Here is a 15,695-nt window from a genome sequence, read left to right as displayed (position 1 = left end):
TTTTCTGTCGTTGCAAAAATATATTCAGCTTTTAGTTGGATCGGTGTAGAAAGAATTGCATATGCAGAGAACTCCATTGAATTATCCGTGCCAGACTATTTAATCAATCCACTTCAGTATGCCCAAAAGGCGGATTTGGTTGCACTTGGTGGATAATGTTATGTTAGTAAAGGCTTAAAATTAGGCAGTAAAATAAATGATAAAACAGCAAGAAAAACTGAGTCCATTGCAAATTGAAAACCTATTAAAAACCTTAGCACAGCGTTTTCAGCAGCATACAGAACGACATGCACAAATGAGCTGGGATTTTGTCCAAAAACAACTTTTGCTTTGTCCTGAAAAGTTATGGGCTTTACAACAAATGGAAATGACTGGCGGCGAGCCAGATGTGGTTGTTTTACCGAATACAGAAGGTGTGTATTTTTTTGATTGTGCAATTGAGTCGCCAAAAGGAAGGCGTAGTCTGTGTTATGACCGAGAGGCATTACTCAGTCGCAAGGATCATCCTCCTGAAGATACGGTGATCGACTGGGTAAATAAGCATGCCTTAGCACTAATGACGGAACAACAGTATTATGCTCTACAGCAAATATTCAAATTTGACTTAAAAACATCTAGCTGGGTCGAAACACCAACGATATTACGTCAGCAAGGTGGGGCGATCTTTTGTGATCAGCGTTATGGGCGTACATTTACCTATCATAATGGTGCTGCCTCATATTATGCGAGTCGTGGGTTTCGAACCTATATCAAACTTTAATTGTTAAAAATTGACAGCGTGAAATCCTAAGATTCTGTCGAGCTTGTTTGTATTTTTGGTGTTTAGATATAACTCTTGTTATATCCTACATACTGATATTTAAATTAATGATTTTCAGTTTTGGTTTGGGGAGCTGTATGCCTATCCAACGATGAAATTCATGTTGCTAAATGATAGATCTGTCATGGATGATGAAACGATACGTGCGTTATTTATAAGAGCGCTAAATTTATATGATGGTTACTCAGCTAATGAATATGTATTTTATAAAATGAGCTTTTGAATTATTGAGTCGAAAAAAACGGCAAGATCACTTGCCGTTTTTTATTAAAGGTTCGGATTAGAAGTTATATTCCATACCTAAACCAATAACAGTTTTCTTTTTCTCTGGTGTAGATGTAGTTGACCAATCACGCTTTTGTTGACCAACAACACCGTAGAAGCGAGCTTGCTTGTTGATGTTGTAATCCGCGCCAATCCCGTAAAGGTCTTGTTTACGATCATCACGGCCATATAGTTCTGTCGTTGCAGAAATATATTCAGCTTTTAGCTTAATCGGTGTAGAAGGAATTGCATATGCAGCAGTGATGCCATAAGCATTTTCTTTCAAGCCTTTGAACGATGTTACTGTAGTACCAGAAGTGGTTGCAACAGTATCATCAGACGGTTTAGCAGTTTGCCATAATGCACCAAATACTAAGCCATCAAGACCCGCAGGTTTCAAGTCTACAGAACCTGTAACACGGATTGCGTCAGAGTAGATTGTGTTACTACCTAATTCAGAGTTATATGCATTATATTTAGATGCAACACCGAAGTTACCTGCAACAGCAGCAGCAAAACCGTAGTCTTTGTTGTCATAAGTAAGTGATGTAGAGATACCATCACCGAAACTATCACGGCTACCTTTTTGACCTTTAGCATCATTTTTTAAAGCAGATGATTCTTCACCTTGCTGAAACATGATGTTGAAAGCTAAACCAGCCAATAATTTTTTATCAGTTTCAAAACCGATCACGTTTTTTAAACGATCTTCACCAACTAAAATCGCAGTCATATCGAGTTCGTTGTGATCGTTGAAGATATCTTGGTTGTTGCCAGCAGCATTTTTGAAATATGAATCAAACTGACCAACTTTTAACGTTGCAATACCGTCTGATTTAATCCCCACGAAACGGTTACGGTTAGTGAAAGCATCGCCATCACCATCAGCACTGATTTGCCATTCTGCCAAGTAAACAGCAGACAATTTATCTGTTAATTTCTCTTCGCCTTTAACACCAATACGAGAAGCGTTAGAGTTTACTTTAGTTACGCTTTCGTCTTTAAAGCCATTCTTATCAATTTGATCTAAAGTTACGTTGAATTTACCATACAATGTTGGCGCTGCTTGAGCTGCGCTTATGCTAAGGGTGGCGATTGCTGCAGCGAGTAGCACTTTTTTCATTGAGATTTCTCCAAAACATGTTCAATGGGTTTGCAGTTACTTTTTTTATTCAGTAAGTGTGGGTTTGTGCACTACTTACTAACTTGCATGCAGTATCTGTAAACTTTGTTACATATCAGTGAAGAAAAAATGACAATTTAATGACGTGAATTTAACATTTGTGTAATTTAAATAAAAAATGAGGCTTGATTAGCCCCATTGATTCTAAAAAGGTTTTTAATTAAGCCAGTGCAGCTTTAATTTTTTCAGCAAACCCTTTAATTTTTTCCTGATCACCCATTTGAATAGCATGACGACCTAATTCATGCACCGAGCTCGGAATCAAATGAAAGTGTACATGAGGTACAGTTTGTCCAGCAGCAGCTCCAGAAAGTTGCATCAATACAATACCTTGAGCATCCAAAGCTGTTTCAATTGCTTGCGCTATTTTTTGCACAATCTTGATTGTATAAGCTGCAATTTCAGGATCTAAGTCGAGCAATGTCACTGCTGGCGTCTTCGGAATAATCAGGGTATGCCCATCGGCTTGCGGCATGATATCCATAAATGCAAGCACATGATCATCTTCATAAACTTTAATTGCAGGAAGTTCACCACGTAAAATTCGTGCAAATATATTCTGATCATCATAAGCCATGTTTATTTCCTTGAAGGTGTGAATGTGATTATTTACAGTTCAATTCTTTCTGACGTTCCTTGATAGAGTCAAGTTTTTGCTGCTCTTTTTCAGAAAATTTAGGCTTACTTGTATAACAATTGTCATTATTATATTTTGCTTTTGCTTCAGGATCTTTAAAACAGAACCCTTTTGATGCATAAATGACATTGTAATCATCTTGCAATTTTTTACATTCTTGGGTGTTATCAGCAAAAGCGTGACTAGCGACTAAAATAGATAAACTAGAAAGTGTAGCAATTACATATTTATTCATGATACGACCTCGAAATTGACATATTTACATGTCACTTAATGTGATTATAAGGTTTAGTTGTGATTATTCAATGACGAAAAATTAATCTAATGTAATTTTGCTCCATGATTCATACATTTTTACCGCGGTAGAAAAATCGCTATCAGGCTCTGAAAGGCTATTGGCTGCGGTAATTAAGCTTTGTGTTAAACCAAGAATTGGTGCTGATAATCTTGCATCACGAACTAAATCAATGGCAATACCTGTATCTTTTGCCAATAAGGGTAAAGCAAAGGTCAGTGGAAAACTGCGATTGAGGATACGTTGCGGTAGTGCAGTTTCAGTCACACCACTTTTACCACTGGATGCATTGATACAATCAAGCGCTTCATTTAAATCTACCCCATGTGCTTTCAGCGTGGTAAATCCTTCAGCGGCCGCACATAAATGAACCGCCATCATCATATTATTTACAGCTTTTACTGCAAAGCCTGCACCTGAGTCACCGACACGTTTAATTAATTTACCCATCGCCTGCATTGCAGGTAGGGCAATTTGAAACGCTTCTGCCGCACCGCCAACCATAAAGGTCAGTGTTGCATTTTCAGCGCCAATGGTTTGACCACTTACAGGGGCATCTAAGAAGTGAATATTATTTTTGAGCAGATACTCAGATTGTTTACGCGCAGCATCAGGTACACCACTGGTACAGTCGACCCAAATCGCGCCATTTTTGATCTTTAAATCTTGGATTAAATCATCGATATCTTGGCTAGTCGGTAAACATGAAAAAATAATATCAGCTTGCACCGCTTGATCGAGTTCGACAGCTTGAGTACCAAACTCAGTTGCATGTTGCTTGGCCTTTGCAAAATTTCGATTCCACACATATACGGTATCAAAATGTTTGGGTAAATGTGCTGCCATACGATAGCCCATTGCGCCTAAACCAATAAATGCAACTGTAGTCTTCATATCTATCTCTTAAATTTTTGTCGATCTTTGTTCTAACCATCTGGACAGTGTAGGCCAAAATTCATCCGCACTTTTTTGACTAGACATTAGCCCTAAATGTCCCCCAGGAATAAGAGTAAACGTGACATCACTACTCTTTGTCAATTCGCTTAAAGGCTTAACTGCATCTGCGGTGACCATTTGATCATTTTTTCCAGCCCCAATCATCAATGAACAGTCGATATTGCGAAGTTCAATTTTATGGTTACTGAGCTGAATTGCCCCATTTTTCAGTGGATTTTGCAGCCAAACATTAAATAACATATCTTGATTGACACCACCGGGGTAATCCACCATGTGATTTAAAAAATTTCCAAGAGTAGCGTGTTCATGCAACAGCTCCTTGTCGTCTAAATTTAGCAACAATTGTTTATGACCCTCATACCAACCCTTTGGATCTAAAATCTTAAAACCAATGGCATTGAGTAAGCCCGGGGTATGGATCAGTTTTTTCGGTAAACCACCTTTATATAAAGTATCTTTCAGTTTTTGATTCTTTATAATCAGATTATTTATTTTTTGATAAAGTTTACCGATGCCACCCGATGCATAGCTGTCAATTGGGCTGGCTAGGATAATTAAGTTTTTAACATAATTAGGTTGGCGTAATGCTGTGTAAAGTAATACAAAAATACCGGCCATGCTCCAGCCATGTAATGAGATTTGCTCACTTTGAGCATGCTCTCGGATTTTATTAATGCAGAGTGGTATAGCTTCATCAATAAAGTATAAAAAGTTTAAGTTGCGATCCTGATAACTGAGTTTCCCCCAGTCCAATAAATACACATCATAGCCTTGTTCGGTAAAATATTTAACGAGTGAACGATAAGGGTAGAGGTCATAAATTGCCATATTGATCGACAATGGTGCTGTAAAAACCAAAGGTTCCTTAAATTTTTTTTCAGCAGCTGCGTAGTAACGCACTTTGGTTTGATGATGCTCCGCAATAATTTCATAAGGGGTACTTTGAGATAAAACCAATGACTTACCATTGAAGATACGTGTGGTTAGATTCTTCAATTTGGATTTGCGCTGTTGGAACTTAGCTGATACTTGTGTCATAAGCGGTGTTTGTCTCATTTTTATGCAGATTTAAGCGAAGTGTATGTGATAATTTACGATTTTACCTTGACCTTAAATACATAGGGCGCTCAAAATGTTGGCAATATTTTACAAAGGCAGTTTTTGGACTGAGTAGTTGAAATGAGCCAGCACGACGACATTGAATACCAACTTGATACTTTAGCGATTCGTACAGGTCATACACGCAGTTTTGAAGGTGAACATAGTGAGCCAATTTTCCTCACTTCGTCATTTGTGTATGAAAATGCAGCGGAAGCAGCAGCAAAATTCTCTGGTGCTGAACCAGGTAATATTTATTCACGTTTTACCAATCCAACTGTAGCAATGTTTGAAACGCGTTTAGCTGCACTAGAAGGTGGTGAACGTGCTGTGGCAACAAGTTCAGGTATGGCTGCAATTATGGCAGTTGCAATGTCGTTCTTAAAGGCAGGCGATCATGTGATTTGTTCACGTGCTGTTTTTGGTTCTACAGTTTCATTATTTGAAAAATATGTCGCTAAATTTAATGTCGCAGTGACTTTTGTTGATTTAACTGATTTAACCGCTTGGCAAGACGCGGTTCGTCCTGAAACCCAATTACTGTTTGTTGAGTCACCATCAAATCCCTTGGCTGAAGTCGCAGATATTCAAGCATTATCAGATTTAGCACATGCAAATGATGCTTTATTGGCGATTGATAATAGTTTTTGCACACCAATTTTACAGCGTCCATTGCAATTTGGCGCAGATTTAGTGATTTACTCTGCCACCAAATATCTAGATGGACAAGGTCGTGCATTGGGTGGTGCTGTGGTCGGTAGTCACAAATTACTTGAAGAAGTATTTGGTTATGTTCGTACCACTGGCCCGTCTATGAGCCCATTTAATGCATGGGTGTTTTTGAAAGGTTTAGAAACCTTAAGACTGCGTATGAAAGCACATTCTGAAAGCGCGCAAAAAATTGCCGAGTGGCTGGTTGCTCATCCAAAAGTGGAAAAGGTTTATTTTGCTGGATTAGCAGACCATGTTGGTCATGAGTTAGCAGCCAAACAACAAACCGGTTTTGGTGGAATCGTTTCTTTTGAAGTGAAAGGCGAGCGAGAAGGTGCTTGGAAAGTTATTGACCATACACAATTTATCTCGATTACAGGTAATTTAGGTGATGCTAAGTCAACAATTACCCATCCAGCAACAACGACTCATGGTAAGCTTTCTCCTGAAGCAAAAGCAGCAGCGGGTATTCGTGAAGGTTTAATCCGTTTGTCTGTTGGCTTAGAAGATGTCGATGATATTATCCGTGACCTTTCTCATGGATTAGATTTAATTTAAGATAAGCAAAATTTGCGAAAGAGTTTCTTTCATTTTCTTCTAGGCTTTTGAAAATACGAGCCATGAAACTGAAAGACAGAGATTTAATTTAGGACTTTTTTTCGGAGTATTTTATGAACATTAATATGCTTATGCAGCAAGCGCAACGTATGCAGAAAGATATGGAAAGCAACGTTAAAAAGGCAAAAGAACAACTTGCCCAAACTGAAGTGAATGCTGAAGCTGGTGGCGGTTTGGTAAAAGTTACAATGACTTGCCGTAATGTTGTTAAGCGTATCGAAATCAGTCCAGATTTGTTGCAAGACGATCCAGATATGATTGAAGACTTGATTGCAGCAGCAATGAATGACGCGGCTCGCCAAGCTGAAGTCATTACAGAAGCGAAGATGAAAGAAGCCAATTCAGGTATGGGTTTACCACCAGGTCTTTCAGGATTGTTCTAAGGAATCATAGGTGTTTAGCGACCGTTTTGATCAACTCGTACAAGCTTTACGAATCTTACCCAGTGTTGGGCCGAAATCGGCTCAACGTATGGCACTCCATCTGATCATGAAAAATAAAGAAGGTGCTATAGGTTTGGCGCATGCGCTAAATGAAGCAACTTCCTATATTCATGAGTGTAGTGTTTGTCATTCTTTAACTGAAAATGAAGTCTGTGATATTTGTTGCTCAAATGATCGGGATGATCAGCTGCTTTGTGTGGTTGAGTCTCCTGCAGATGTAATGGCAATAGAACAGTCTGGTAGCTTTAGAGGCAAATATCATGTATTGGGTGGACATTTGTCGCCTTTAGATGGTATTGGTCCTGAAGAAATAGGTATTCCATATTTAGTGCAGCGTTTAACCGATGGTAAAATTACTGAAGTAATTTTAGCCACCAATGCAACAGTAGAAGGGCAAGCGACTGCGCATTATCTTGTAGAAGCGACAAAACATTTGTCTTTGCAAATGACACGAATCGCACAAGGTGTTCCACAAGGTGGTGAATTGGAATATGTGGATAGTCATACATTGAGTCAGGCTGTTCATAATCGCATGAGAATGAAATAGCGATCTTAGACTTGCTAACATTTAGAGTTTGTTGAGCTTGAAAGTTTTGCGTAAATGCGATAACGACTAAAAGATCAACAAACTCTGTCTCATTTAAAAATTATTTACATTCACGCTAAATTTTTTAGGTAAACTCAAGCTAAAGCAATGATTAGCCATGTTATTTATTACTTTAAAATATACTTTTATTAAGTTGTAAAACCTATATATAAAATAAATATTCACAAGAAACTTTATTGAAAAATAAGGTGTTTACGGAGAATTAGTTTAAAAATATTATATTTAAATTTTATATATTAAGGTAAAATCATATTTCATTTGAATGTAACATTTTGACTTAAACTGACATGTTTCAATTTATTAATCAACAGACCGATCTCGAACATGTGTTGAATTTGATGCAACATACTTCGACTTATGGTCTAGACACTGAATTTATTAAAGTCGACACACTTTGGCCAAAACTCGGTGTATTCCAAATTAATGTCAATGGTCAAGTATTTTTGCTCGACGGCACAACCTTAAATTTAGATCGCTTTTGGTTTCAACTTTTTCAAGCACAGCAAAATATTTTTCATGCTTGTGGAGAAGATATTGATCTCATTTATCATTATGCAGATCAGAAAAATCTGAAGAATGTCTTCGATACCCAAGTGGGGTTGTCTTTTTTAGGACATGGTCTACAAGTCAGTTATCAAAATGCATTGAAATTGGTGTTAGAGATTGATATTGATAAAGATCAAACACGTTCAGATTGGCTGGCTCGACCATTAACAGATGAACAAATGAATTATGCAGCCAATGATGTTTTATACATTATGCGTCTGGCTGAAAAAGTAAAAGCTGAATTGGTCGAGAAAAGCCTATACTCACATGTGCTTGAAGATTGTCAAAATTTAACCTTTGAAATTGCTTCAGAAACTCCAAAAGAAAAATTATATTGTGATATTGGTAATTATCGTCATTCCAGAAAACAATTGATGCAATTGCAACAATTAAGTGTTTGGCGTGAAGAAATGGTCAAGGCACTCAATCAACCACGTAGCTTTATACTAAAAAATGCCACGATGATTGATTTGGTTGAAGTCAATCCTAAAAATAATTTTCAATTGTCCTCTGTGAAGGGAATACGTCCAAATATTGTGCGTGAACATGGAAAAACAATTTTAGATTTATTGAAGTTTCTGCCTGAAACCGATGAATGGCCACTGCGTATTGCACGACCAATTAAGCATTCTTCTCAGGGAATCACCCTTGAAGTGGATGAGTTAATTTCTCAGGTTTCATTTGAAATGCAAGTACCTAAAGAAGTACTTATGCGTAAAAAATGGTTAAATGCCTTGTATCATCATGTGGTATTTCATGGCAATGAACAGGATTTACCCGGTTATTTGTTGGGGTGGCGCTATGAATTACTTACCCAGCCGCTGATCCATCTGTTACAAGAAGATATTAAGTTTTTAAGTATGCAGATGAAGGTCAATGAATAGCGGCTGTTGCTGTTGTTGTTTAGATGAATAATCACCAATAGCCAAGAAAGCTTACTGCGTTATTATTGATCAAAGATTTAGCAATTGGACATAAATAACGACTGATGCGTTAACTTTCGATAATGTATCCGTCGTTTTTTTCATGTATGCTGTCAACTAAGTTTTACTGAAGCTGTTGTTTAAAATGCATTGTGATATTTATAAATCGAGCAAAAAAGATGAAATGTATCTTTATGTGGCTCGCCCAAATCATCCAAATACAGACGAAAGTGCAGATCCCTTAGCGGCTCTTTCTGAGCCACTACGTGTTGCCTTTGGTCGTGCAACGCATGTAATGCATCTTGAACTGAGCGAAGCTCGACCTTTGGCACGTGTAAATGTGTTACATGTAATCGATTCACTCAATACAAAAGGCTTCTTTATTCAAATGCCGCCAGAAGGTTTAATTAACCCAAATGCGGTTGAACCAGAGGGATTACGTGGTGCTTGATCAGTTATCAGGAATATGGGCAAATTTTTTAGATCTATTTGATGCTATCCCAGAAGATAATATCGCAATAACCGTCTATATTCTTGGGACGCTGTTGATTTTATGGTGCTGGTATTCGATTTCAAAACGATTGCCATCGCCACTTGGCGGTATTACATGGATCATTGTATTTGCCGTTCTTGCAACCCCGACCATTTCTGAAGGACCAAACTCAGCGATTGCGCCAGCAATATTTGGACTGTTATTTGGTATTCTGACCAAGGACTCACCATTGATTTGGTCAAATCTTGCCTTAATTACATTTGTCATGGGTATTGGTTTAGTCATTGGATTTTTTTGGTCTAAATACAAAACCACGAAAAATACCCAAGCAAGCGCTGTAGCAAAAAATATTTCACCACTTTAAATAAAAAATAAAGGTAAGTTATGTCTGTCGATTCTCAACAATTCACAGGTACTGAACAGTATATCGCAACGGATAGTTTAAAACTGGCTGTAAAAGCAGCTCGAGCATTGCAAAAGCCATTATTGGTGAAAGGTGAACCTGGTACAGGTAAAACCTTATTGGCTGAACAAGTTGCTGAGAGTCTAGGTCTTAAATTAATTACTTGGCACATTAAATCTACAACCAAAGCACAGCAAGGTTTGTATGAGTATGATGCAGTTTCTCGTTTACGTGATAGCCAGTTGGGCGATGACCGTGTTTACGATATTAAAAACTATATCAAACCAGGTAAGTTGTGGGATGCATTTACCAGCGAAGAACGCTGTGTATTGTTGATTGATGAAATAGACAAAGCAGATATTGAATTCCCAAATGACTTGCTACATGAATTAGACAAAATGTCATTTTTTGTCTATGAAACAGGCGAAACCATTACTGCAACTCAACGTCCAATCGTAATCATTACTTCAAATAATGAAAAGGAACTGCCAGACGCATTTTTACGTCGTTGTTTTTTCCATTATATTGAATTTCCTGATGAAGCAACGATGCGTGAAATTATCGCAGTTCATTTTCCAAATATCTCTGGAACACTGGTTTCAGAAGCATTACAAGTCTTCTTTAAATTACGCCAAGTGCCTGGCTTAAAAAAACCACCTTCAACATCTGAATTGATTGACTGGTTAAGCTTGTTAATGGCAGATGATATGCCTGAAGACATTTTGCGTAATCATGATAAATCAAAAGCGATTCCACCTTTATATGGTGCATTGATTAAAAATGAGCAAGATGTACAGTTGCTTGAACGCTTAGCTTTTATGTCACGTCGTTAATGAGGAGATCGCAACATGTTTGTGCGATTATTTTATACCCTCAGAAAATATGGTGTTCCAGTTTCAACACGAGAACTCATTGATCTCAACCAAGCAATTAGTGAAGGTTTGGTTTTTGCCGATCAAGATGATTTTTATCAATTAGTAAAGACAGTCATGGTCAAAGATGAACGCTTCTTTGACAAATTTGACCGCGCCATGAAAGATTATTTTGAAGGTATTCATACTTTTGATATCGATGATCTGCTCAGCAAAGTTCAAAAACTTCCCAAAGACTGGTTTGATTTAGAGTTACTTGAAAAACATCTCACACCTGAACAACGTGCTGAATTGCTGAAAGCAGGTTCGCTTGAAGAACTGATGAAGATGTTGGAAGAACGCTTGCGTGAACAACATAAAAAACATCAAGGTGGCAACCGTATGGTTGGTACAGGTGGAACTTCACCGTTTGGTGCTTTTGGTGACCATCCTGAAGGCGTGAGAATTGGCGGCCCGAGTCGTAAAAATTCAGCAGTAAAAGTTTGGGAACAGCGTAAATATCAAAATTTGGATGATGAACAAATTTTAGGTACTCGACAAATGCAAATGGCTTTACGTCGATTACGTAAGTTTGCTCGTCAAGGCGCTGCAGAAGAATTAGACATTAACAGCACCATCTATGAAACTGCCAAACAGGGCATTTTAGATGTACAAATGGTGCCTGAACGGCGTAACCGTATTAAAGTTTTGATGTTGTTTGATGTAGGTGGGTCGATGGATTCGCACATTGCACAATGTGAAAAATTATTTAGTGCGGCAAAAACTGAATTTAAAACCTTAGAGTATTTCTATTTCCATAACTGTCTATATGACTATGTATGGAAAGATAATCATCGTCGTTCTTCTACCCGAATGAATACATGGGATTTATTTAATACCTACGGTAAAGACTATCGTGTAATTGTGGTGGGTGATGCAAGTATGGCACCTTATGAGCTGAAATCGGTCGGTGGCTCTGTTGAATATATGAATGATGAAGCAGGAGACGTATGGTTACGTCGCTTACGCAATCATTTTGAAAAAACAGCATGGTTAAATCCAGAAGAGCAAGGTTACTGGCATTACACACAAACCATCGCATTAATTAAACAATTATTTGACGATCATATGTTTCCAATGACCCTTAAAGGTATTGAGGATATGACGAAATATTTGTCACGATAGATTATTCGAAAGCAAAGTTGTTATTCATAAATTCAACGGCTGATTTATTAAATAGGGAAAGAAATGGATCATCAAATCAATGGTATTGCGCTACCAAATGAACAAGGCTTTTTTGGTGAATATGGTGGTCAATTTATTCCACCTCATTTAAAAGAAGCAATGGATGAAATCAATGTTGCATATGAAGAAATTCGTAAAACGCCTGAATTTCAAAATGAATTGGCTGATTTATTTGCCAACTATGTAGGTCGTCCTAGCCCTTTATTTCATGCAAGACGTCTTTCTGATCAATTGGGTGGCGCACAAATCTATTTAAAGCGTGAAGACTTAAATCATACAGGCGCACATAAAATTAACCATTGTTTGGGCGAAGCTTTGCTTGCCAAATATATGGGAAAAACCAAAGTGATTGCAGAAACAGGTGCTGGTCAACATGGCGTTGCACTTGCAACCGCATGTGCTTTGGTTGGTATTCCATGTGAAATTCATATGGGGCAGGTGGATATTGAAAAAGAGCATCCCAATGTCGTGAAAATGAAGATTTTGGGTGCAAAACTGGTTTCAGTCACTCAAGGTACTGCAACACTGAAAGATGCTGTAGATAGCGCATTTGAAGAGTATTTAAAAGACCCTAAAAACTTTATTTATGCGATTGGTTCTGTGGTTGGGCCGCATCCTTTCCCAAAAATGGTACGTGATTTCCAATCTATTATCGGCAATGAAATTAAAGTTCAAACCCAAGATCGCTTTGGCGCACAACCAGATTATGTGGTTGCTTGTGTAGGCGGTGGCTCAAATGCAATTGGCGCATTCACGGCATTTTTAAATGATGCAGAGGTTAAACTGGTTGGTGTGGAACCTGCAGGTCATGGTCTGGATACTCAACAGCATTCAGCAACATTGACTTTAGGAAAGCCAAGTCAGATTCATGGTATGGCTTGTTATGTACTAGAAGATGAACAGGGTGCACCATTGCCTGTGCACTCGATTGCATCTGGTTTGGATTATCCGGGTGTAGGCCCTCAACATAGCTTCTTAAAAGATTTAGGCCGTGTGGAATATTCAACAGCAACTGATCAAGAGTGTTTAGATGCGTTTATGACCCTTTCACGCGTAGAAGGGATTGTTCCTGCATTAGAAAGTTCTCATGCTGTGGCGTGGGCAATTCGTGAAGCGCCTAAATTAGCGAAAGAAATCAAAATTGTTGTAAACCTTTCTGGGCGTGGTGATAAAGATGCCGACTATGTTGCTGAAAAGTTAAATCTAAACTGATAAAAAATTGATTTGATTTAAAAACCTAGCTTTGGCTAGGTTTTTTTTATTTTATCGTTAAATTTGAAATTCAGTCTTAGCTTTCGTTTAATGAACTCGATTGTTTATCCCCGTGATAAATGAAGACATGCAACTCAAAGCAGGTGATTATTTCTATTATCTTGAAATTTAAAATGGTTTTACATGCAAGCTGAGCTGCCAATTTTCTATACACAATAAAAAACCCTCCACATGGAGGGTTATATTTTTATAATGTCACTTAACCTGAAATATATTGTCTTAACTGTTCAATCAATTTTCGTTGATCTTCCATGGTGGCTTTGACTAAATCGCCAATAGAAACAAATCCAACCAGCGTTTCACCTTCAATTACAGGTAAATGGCGTAAGTGTCCGTCAGTCATTAAATTTAAACATTCTTCAACCGTATGGCCACGTGTCACAGAAATCACTCTAGACGTCATAATTTCAGCGACCGTTGTATGGTCAGAGGTACGCTGCATAAGCGCAATTTTACGCGTATAGTCGCGTTCTGAGAGGATTCCGACGACCTTTGTATCTTGAGTGACAACCACAGCACCAATACCTTTGTTTGCCATAAGTGTAATGGCTTCTAATACTGTGGCAGAGGGTGAAATCGTATAAATTTCACGACCAATCTTATCTTGGATTACTTGTGCTACTGTCGTCATAATTATTCTTCCTTTTCTAGGGTGCTTACCAATCTGCACACCTTTAACTTAACTGTATTTTTTAACTTTGCAAATACTTTGCAGTCATAAAAATATAAAGTTTATTTTTTACAACAATTTTAAACCACTAAAAATATATCTTCGCCTTTAAGCCGGTTGAAATTGAACATGACTATGGAAAAAGAAATGTTCCATTTGAGAAGTTGAGAGTTTAAATTTTCGAGATGAAGAATTAAACAATGCAGGCATGATATTGAGCCGTGTTAATGTAGGTAACAGCGATTCTCTAAAATCTTTAGGTGTTATTCTGCGAGGGGTGTAGTGAGGCCAATGAATCTTTGCATACTGATGGGCTTGAACAGCGTTTAGCCAAAAAGGAAAATAAACTTCATTTGAACCAGACTTCATTGCCCAGCCATCGTGGTAAAGTCCCCAAAGTACACCACAATACATGAGTGATTTTAAAATAGAAATTTTAATAAACAATTCATTCGAAATGGGTTGAAGATGAATATACTTTTTCATAATTAACAATCTTATTTAGTACATTGCCTATTGTAGTTGAAATTCTTATAAGAACTGTTGGTGCTTTATGCTCAATCGTAAGCATTTATTAAAACAATAAAAAATGTATTGAAAGCGTAATGATTTATTAAAAATAAAAAGAATAGGGGTTAAAAAAACGCCACCTAGGTGACGTTTTATTATGCTTGCATGGTTGCCATCTTTTGCCAATATTGGGCTTTTAGAGAATCACGTTCAACGCGGAAACCTTGGTAGTAAAGTTCTGCAAGAAACATTGCCGCTTTACCATGACCCGCTTTCGCTGCATCTTCTAATGCTTTTACCGCTTCTACAAAGTTCATTTCACACTGGATTGTATTTACAGCATCTGCATAAACGTGTTCTAAGTCTTGGTGAGAGATTTGATGAATCATATATAACTCCTTATTGTAATTATGATCTTTTAACATAGCTCCCCAACGGAGCTTATACTTAACTAATCTAACTTAACTTTATTAAACTAATATTACAATTAGCCTTGTTTGTCAAGCGATTTGAAATCTATGCTTGACGAAGATAAGATTACATGATTAAACATTAATCAGAAATAATATTTATTAAAATCAATATGAGAATTAAGACAAAGGGAGAGCAAAATGACAAACACTATAGATGGCTTTATTTTTGATGTACCCGCTGCTGAGTCTCAGATCGTAGAATTAGCTCAGTATCACCGTAAACAACTGGATGAGGCAATTTATCATCAAGAAATCCATCTTGGGGATTATTGTTTAGCCCAGCGTAAACGCGTGTACGATTATACCCGAAACTTAAATCCAGTGCAAAAAGCAGGCTTTTATCGAATCTATGATGGTGAATTAAGGCGTCTTGCTGATGATGATGATTTGCATCCTGCACATGCAGAGGGGGGAGTAAGTATCTTTGCTGTCAGTATTGCATTGGCAATAATCGCGATTATTTTATATTTCGCATTCTTACGTGCAACGATCCTTTAATTGGCACGATATAGAAATGATTCACGCGCTGTTTAACTTGGCTCAAGCCCTTTTCTTGAATAAGAGAACAGGGCTTTAAATTTCATATCGACAGGCGATGATATCTATGGGGAGATTATTTAAGCACTGTCGTTCTCGCAATTTTGATCTTAAAGATCATCTTACAACCGATCTTCAG

At 37.6% G+C, this 15,695-nt stretch carries 19 protein-coding genes; 11 read left to right on the top strand and 8 right to left on the bottom strand.

Translation table 11 applies throughout. The features are described 5' to 3' along the window. The first annotated feature begins 199 nt into the window (after positions 1–199). Positions 200–760: a DUF4256 domain-containing protein gene (locus tag AC07U8_RS12220; RefSeq protein WP_494738598.1), complete on the top strand. Its 561-nt coding sequence runs from the start codon at positions 200–202 to the stop codon at positions 758–760. Between the two features lie 340 nt (positions 761–1,100). Here AC07U8_RS12220 and AC07U8_RS12215 read toward each other — a convergent pair whose 3' ends face one another. The 5 genes from AC07U8_RS12215 to AC07U8_RS12195 all read right to left on the bottom strand — a co-directional run bounded on the left by AC07U8_RS12215 (position 1,101) and on the right by AC07U8_RS12195 (position 5,194). Further along, positions 1,101–2,207, bottom strand: coding sequence for a porin (locus tag AC07U8_RS12215; protein WP_494737949.1), 1,107 nt, complete (start codon positions 2,205–2,207; stop codon positions 1,101–1,103). A 220-nt stretch (positions 2,208–2,427) separates the two neighbouring features. Continuing rightward, positions 2,428–2,844, bottom strand: a complete 417-nt coding sequence (locus AC07U8_RS12210) for an HIT family protein (RefSeq protein ID WP_004719575.1) — start codon at positions 2,842–2,844, stop codon at positions 2,428–2,430. A gap of 28 nt (positions 2,845–2,872) precedes the next feature. Then, positions 2,873–3,139, bottom strand: coding sequence for a YARHG domain-containing protein (locus AC07U8_RS12205; protein WP_004719576.1), 267 nt, complete (start codon positions 3,137–3,139; stop codon positions 2,873–2,875). A gap of 81 nt (positions 3,140–3,220) precedes the next feature. Continuing rightward, entirely contained in the window at positions 3,221–4,093 is an 873-nt protein-coding gene (locus tag AC07U8_RS12200) for an NAD(P)-dependent oxidoreductase (RefSeq protein WP_239045446.1), read from the bottom strand. A gap of 9 nt (positions 4,094–4,102) precedes the next feature. After that, the gene (locus AC07U8_RS12195; protein ID WP_096734355.1) at positions 4,103–5,194 is read right to left on the bottom strand and encodes an alpha/beta fold hydrolase; all 1,092 of its coding nucleotides are present in this window, start codon (positions 5,192–5,194) and stop codon (positions 4,103–4,105) included. Positions 5,195–5,335: 141 nt separating this feature from the next. Between AC07U8_RS12195 and AC07U8_RS12190 the strand changes: the two genes are divergently transcribed. The 9 genes from AC07U8_RS12190 to trpB all read left to right on the top strand — a co-directional run bounded on the left by AC07U8_RS12190 (position 5,336) and on the right by trpB (position 13,306). Next, positions 5,336–6,523, top strand: a complete 1,188-nt coding sequence (locus tag AC07U8_RS12190; RefSeq protein ID WP_494737948.1) for an O-succinylhomoserine sulfhydrylase — start codon at positions 5,336–5,338, stop codon at positions 6,521–6,523. A 113-nt stretch (positions 6,524–6,636) separates the two neighbouring features. After that, positions 6,637–6,966, top strand: a complete 330-nt coding sequence (locus tag AC07U8_RS12185) for a YbaB/EbfC family nucleoid-associated protein (RefSeq protein WP_004719585.1) — start codon at positions 6,637–6,639, stop codon at positions 6,964–6,966. Between the two features lie 10 nt (positions 6,967–6,976). Next, positions 6,977–7,573 (top strand): recombination mediator RecR, encoded by a 597-nt coding sequence (gene recR / locus AC07U8_RS12180; RefSeq protein ID WP_004719588.1) that lies wholly within the window; start codon positions 6,977–6,979, stop codon positions 7,571–7,573. A gap of 347 nt (positions 7,574–7,920) precedes the next feature. Then, positions 7,921–9,063 carry a ribonuclease D gene (locus AC07U8_RS12175; protein ID WP_016539239.1) on the top strand — a complete coding sequence of 381 codons (1,143 nt, stop codon included), beginning with the start codon at positions 7,921–7,923 and terminating at the stop codon, positions 9,061–9,063. A 184-nt stretch (positions 9,064–9,247) separates the two neighbouring features. After that, positions 9,248–9,553 (top strand): YcgL domain-containing protein, encoded by a 306-nt coding sequence (locus AC07U8_RS12170; RefSeq protein WP_004822235.1) that lies wholly within the window; start codon positions 9,248–9,250, stop codon positions 9,551–9,553. Further along, positions 9,546–9,959, top strand: a complete 414-nt coding sequence (locus tag AC07U8_RS12165; RefSeq protein ID WP_016539240.1) for a hypothetical protein — start codon at positions 9,546–9,548, stop codon at positions 9,957–9,959. Before AC07U8_RS12170 ends, AC07U8_RS12165 begins: the two co-directional genes overlap by 8 nt. Before the next feature lie 20 nt (positions 9,960–9,979). After that, positions 9,980–10,831, top strand: a complete 852-nt coding sequence (locus tag AC07U8_RS12160) for an AAA family ATPase (RefSeq protein WP_004719598.1) — start codon at positions 9,980–9,982, stop codon at positions 10,829–10,831. 15 nt (positions 10,832–10,846) lie between these two features. Continuing rightward, a complete protein-coding gene (locus tag AC07U8_RS12155) occupies positions 10,847–12,034 on the top strand; it encodes a vWA domain-containing protein (protein ID WP_004822231.1) in 1,188 nt (395 codons plus the stop codon). Positions 12,035–12,097: 63 nt separating this feature from the next. Further along, positions 12,098–13,306: a tryptophan synthase subunit beta gene (gene trpB, locus AC07U8_RS12150; protein ID WP_034617271.1), complete on the top strand. Its 1,209-nt coding sequence runs from the start codon at positions 12,098–12,100 to the stop codon at positions 13,304–13,306. A gap of 259 nt (positions 13,307–13,565) precedes the next feature. Here the strand turns inward: trpB and AC07U8_RS12145 are convergent, their stop codons facing one another. The 3 genes from AC07U8_RS12145 to AC07U8_RS12135 form a co-directional block, all read right to left on the bottom strand. Beyond that, on the bottom strand, positions 13,566–13,997 hold the full coding sequence (locus AC07U8_RS12145; protein WP_004822228.1) for a CBS domain-containing protein: 432 nt from the start codon (positions 13,995–13,997) through the stop codon (positions 13,566–13,568). A gap of 147 nt (positions 13,998–14,144) precedes the next feature. Beyond that, entirely contained in the window at positions 14,145–14,522 is a 378-nt protein-coding gene (locus AC07U8_RS12140) for a DUF2750 domain-containing protein (RefSeq protein ID WP_004719606.1), read from the bottom strand. A gap of 179 nt (positions 14,523–14,701) precedes the next feature. Beyond that, positions 14,702–14,935: a hypothetical protein gene (locus AC07U8_RS12135; protein ID WP_004719607.1), complete on the bottom strand. Its 234-nt coding sequence runs from the start codon at positions 14,933–14,935 to the stop codon at positions 14,702–14,704. A gap of 222 nt (positions 14,936–15,157) precedes the next feature. Here AC07U8_RS12135 and AC07U8_RS12130 point away from each other — a divergent pair, with 222 nt between their 5' ends. Further along, a complete protein-coding gene (locus tag AC07U8_RS12130) occupies positions 15,158–15,517 on the top strand; it encodes a hypothetical protein (RefSeq protein ID WP_004822225.1) in 360 nt (119 codons plus the stop codon). Positions 15,518–15,695 lie beyond the last annotated feature (178 nt).

Source organism: Acinetobacter sp. GW821-FHT01E09 (assembly GCF_059422385.1).
The sequence above is the reverse complement of the archived record's forward strand: the minus strand, read 5'-3'. Positions and strand labels throughout refer to the sequence as shown.

Bases quoted from the DNA above. Each gene is read 5' to 3' on its own strand.
- AC07U8_RS12210 (WP_004719575.1), bottom strand. From the start codon at position 2,844: ATGGCTTATGATGATCAGAATATATTTGCACGAATTTTACGTGGTGAA.
- AC07U8_RS12215 (WP_494737949.1), bottom strand. From the start codon at position 2,207: ATGAAAAAAGTGCTACTCGCTGCAGCAATCGCCACCCTTAGCATAAGC.
- AC07U8_RS12170 (WP_004822235.1), top strand. From the start codon at position 9,248: ATGCATTGTGATATTTATAAATCGAGCAAAAAAGATGAAATGTATCTT.
- AC07U8_RS12190 (WP_494737948.1), top strand. From the start codon at position 5,336: ATGAGCCAGCACGACGACATTGAATACCAACTTGATACTTTAGCGATT.
- AC07U8_RS12130 (WP_004822225.1), top strand. From the start codon at position 15,158: ATGACAAACACTATAGATGGCTTTATTTTTGATGTACCCGCTGCTGAG.
- AC07U8_RS12155 (WP_004822231.1), top strand. From the start codon at position 10,847: ATGTTTGTGCGATTATTTTATACCCTCAGAAAATATGGTGTTCCAGTT.
- AC07U8_RS12140 (WP_004719606.1), bottom strand. From the start codon at position 14,522: ATGAAAAAGTATATTCATCTTCAACCCATTTCGAATGAATTGTTTATT.
- AC07U8_RS12185 (WP_004719585.1), top strand. From the start codon at position 6,637: ATGAACATTAATATGCTTATGCAGCAAGCGCAACGTATGCAGAAAGAT.
- AC07U8_RS12205 (WP_004719576.1), bottom strand. From the start codon at position 3,139: ATGAATAAATATGTAATTGCTACACTTTCTAGTTTATCTATTTTAGTC.
- AC07U8_RS12195 (WP_096734355.1), bottom strand. From the start codon at position 5,194: ATGACACAAGTATCAGCTAAGTTCCAACAGCGCAAATCCAAATTGAAG.
- trpB (WP_034617271.1), top strand. From the start codon at position 12,098: ATGGATCATCAAATCAATGGTATTGCGCTACCAAATGAACAAGGCTTT.
- AC07U8_RS12145 (WP_004822228.1), bottom strand. From the start codon at position 13,997: ATGACGACAGTAGCACAAGTAATCCAAGATAAGATTGGTCGTGAAATT.
- AC07U8_RS12135 (WP_004719607.1), bottom strand. From the start codon at position 14,935: ATGATTCATCAAATCTCTCACCAAGACTTAGAACACGTTTATGCAGAT.
- AC07U8_RS12200 (WP_239045446.1), bottom strand. From the start codon at position 4,093: ATGAAGACTACAGTTGCATTTATTGGTTTAGGCGCAATGGGCTATCGT.
- AC07U8_RS12175 (WP_016539239.1), top strand. From the start codon at position 7,921: ATGTTTCAATTTATTAATCAACAGACCGATCTCGAACATGTGTTGAAT.
- AC07U8_RS12160 (WP_004719598.1), top strand. From the start codon at position 9,980: ATGTCTGTCGATTCTCAACAATTCACAGGTACTGAACAGTATATCGCA.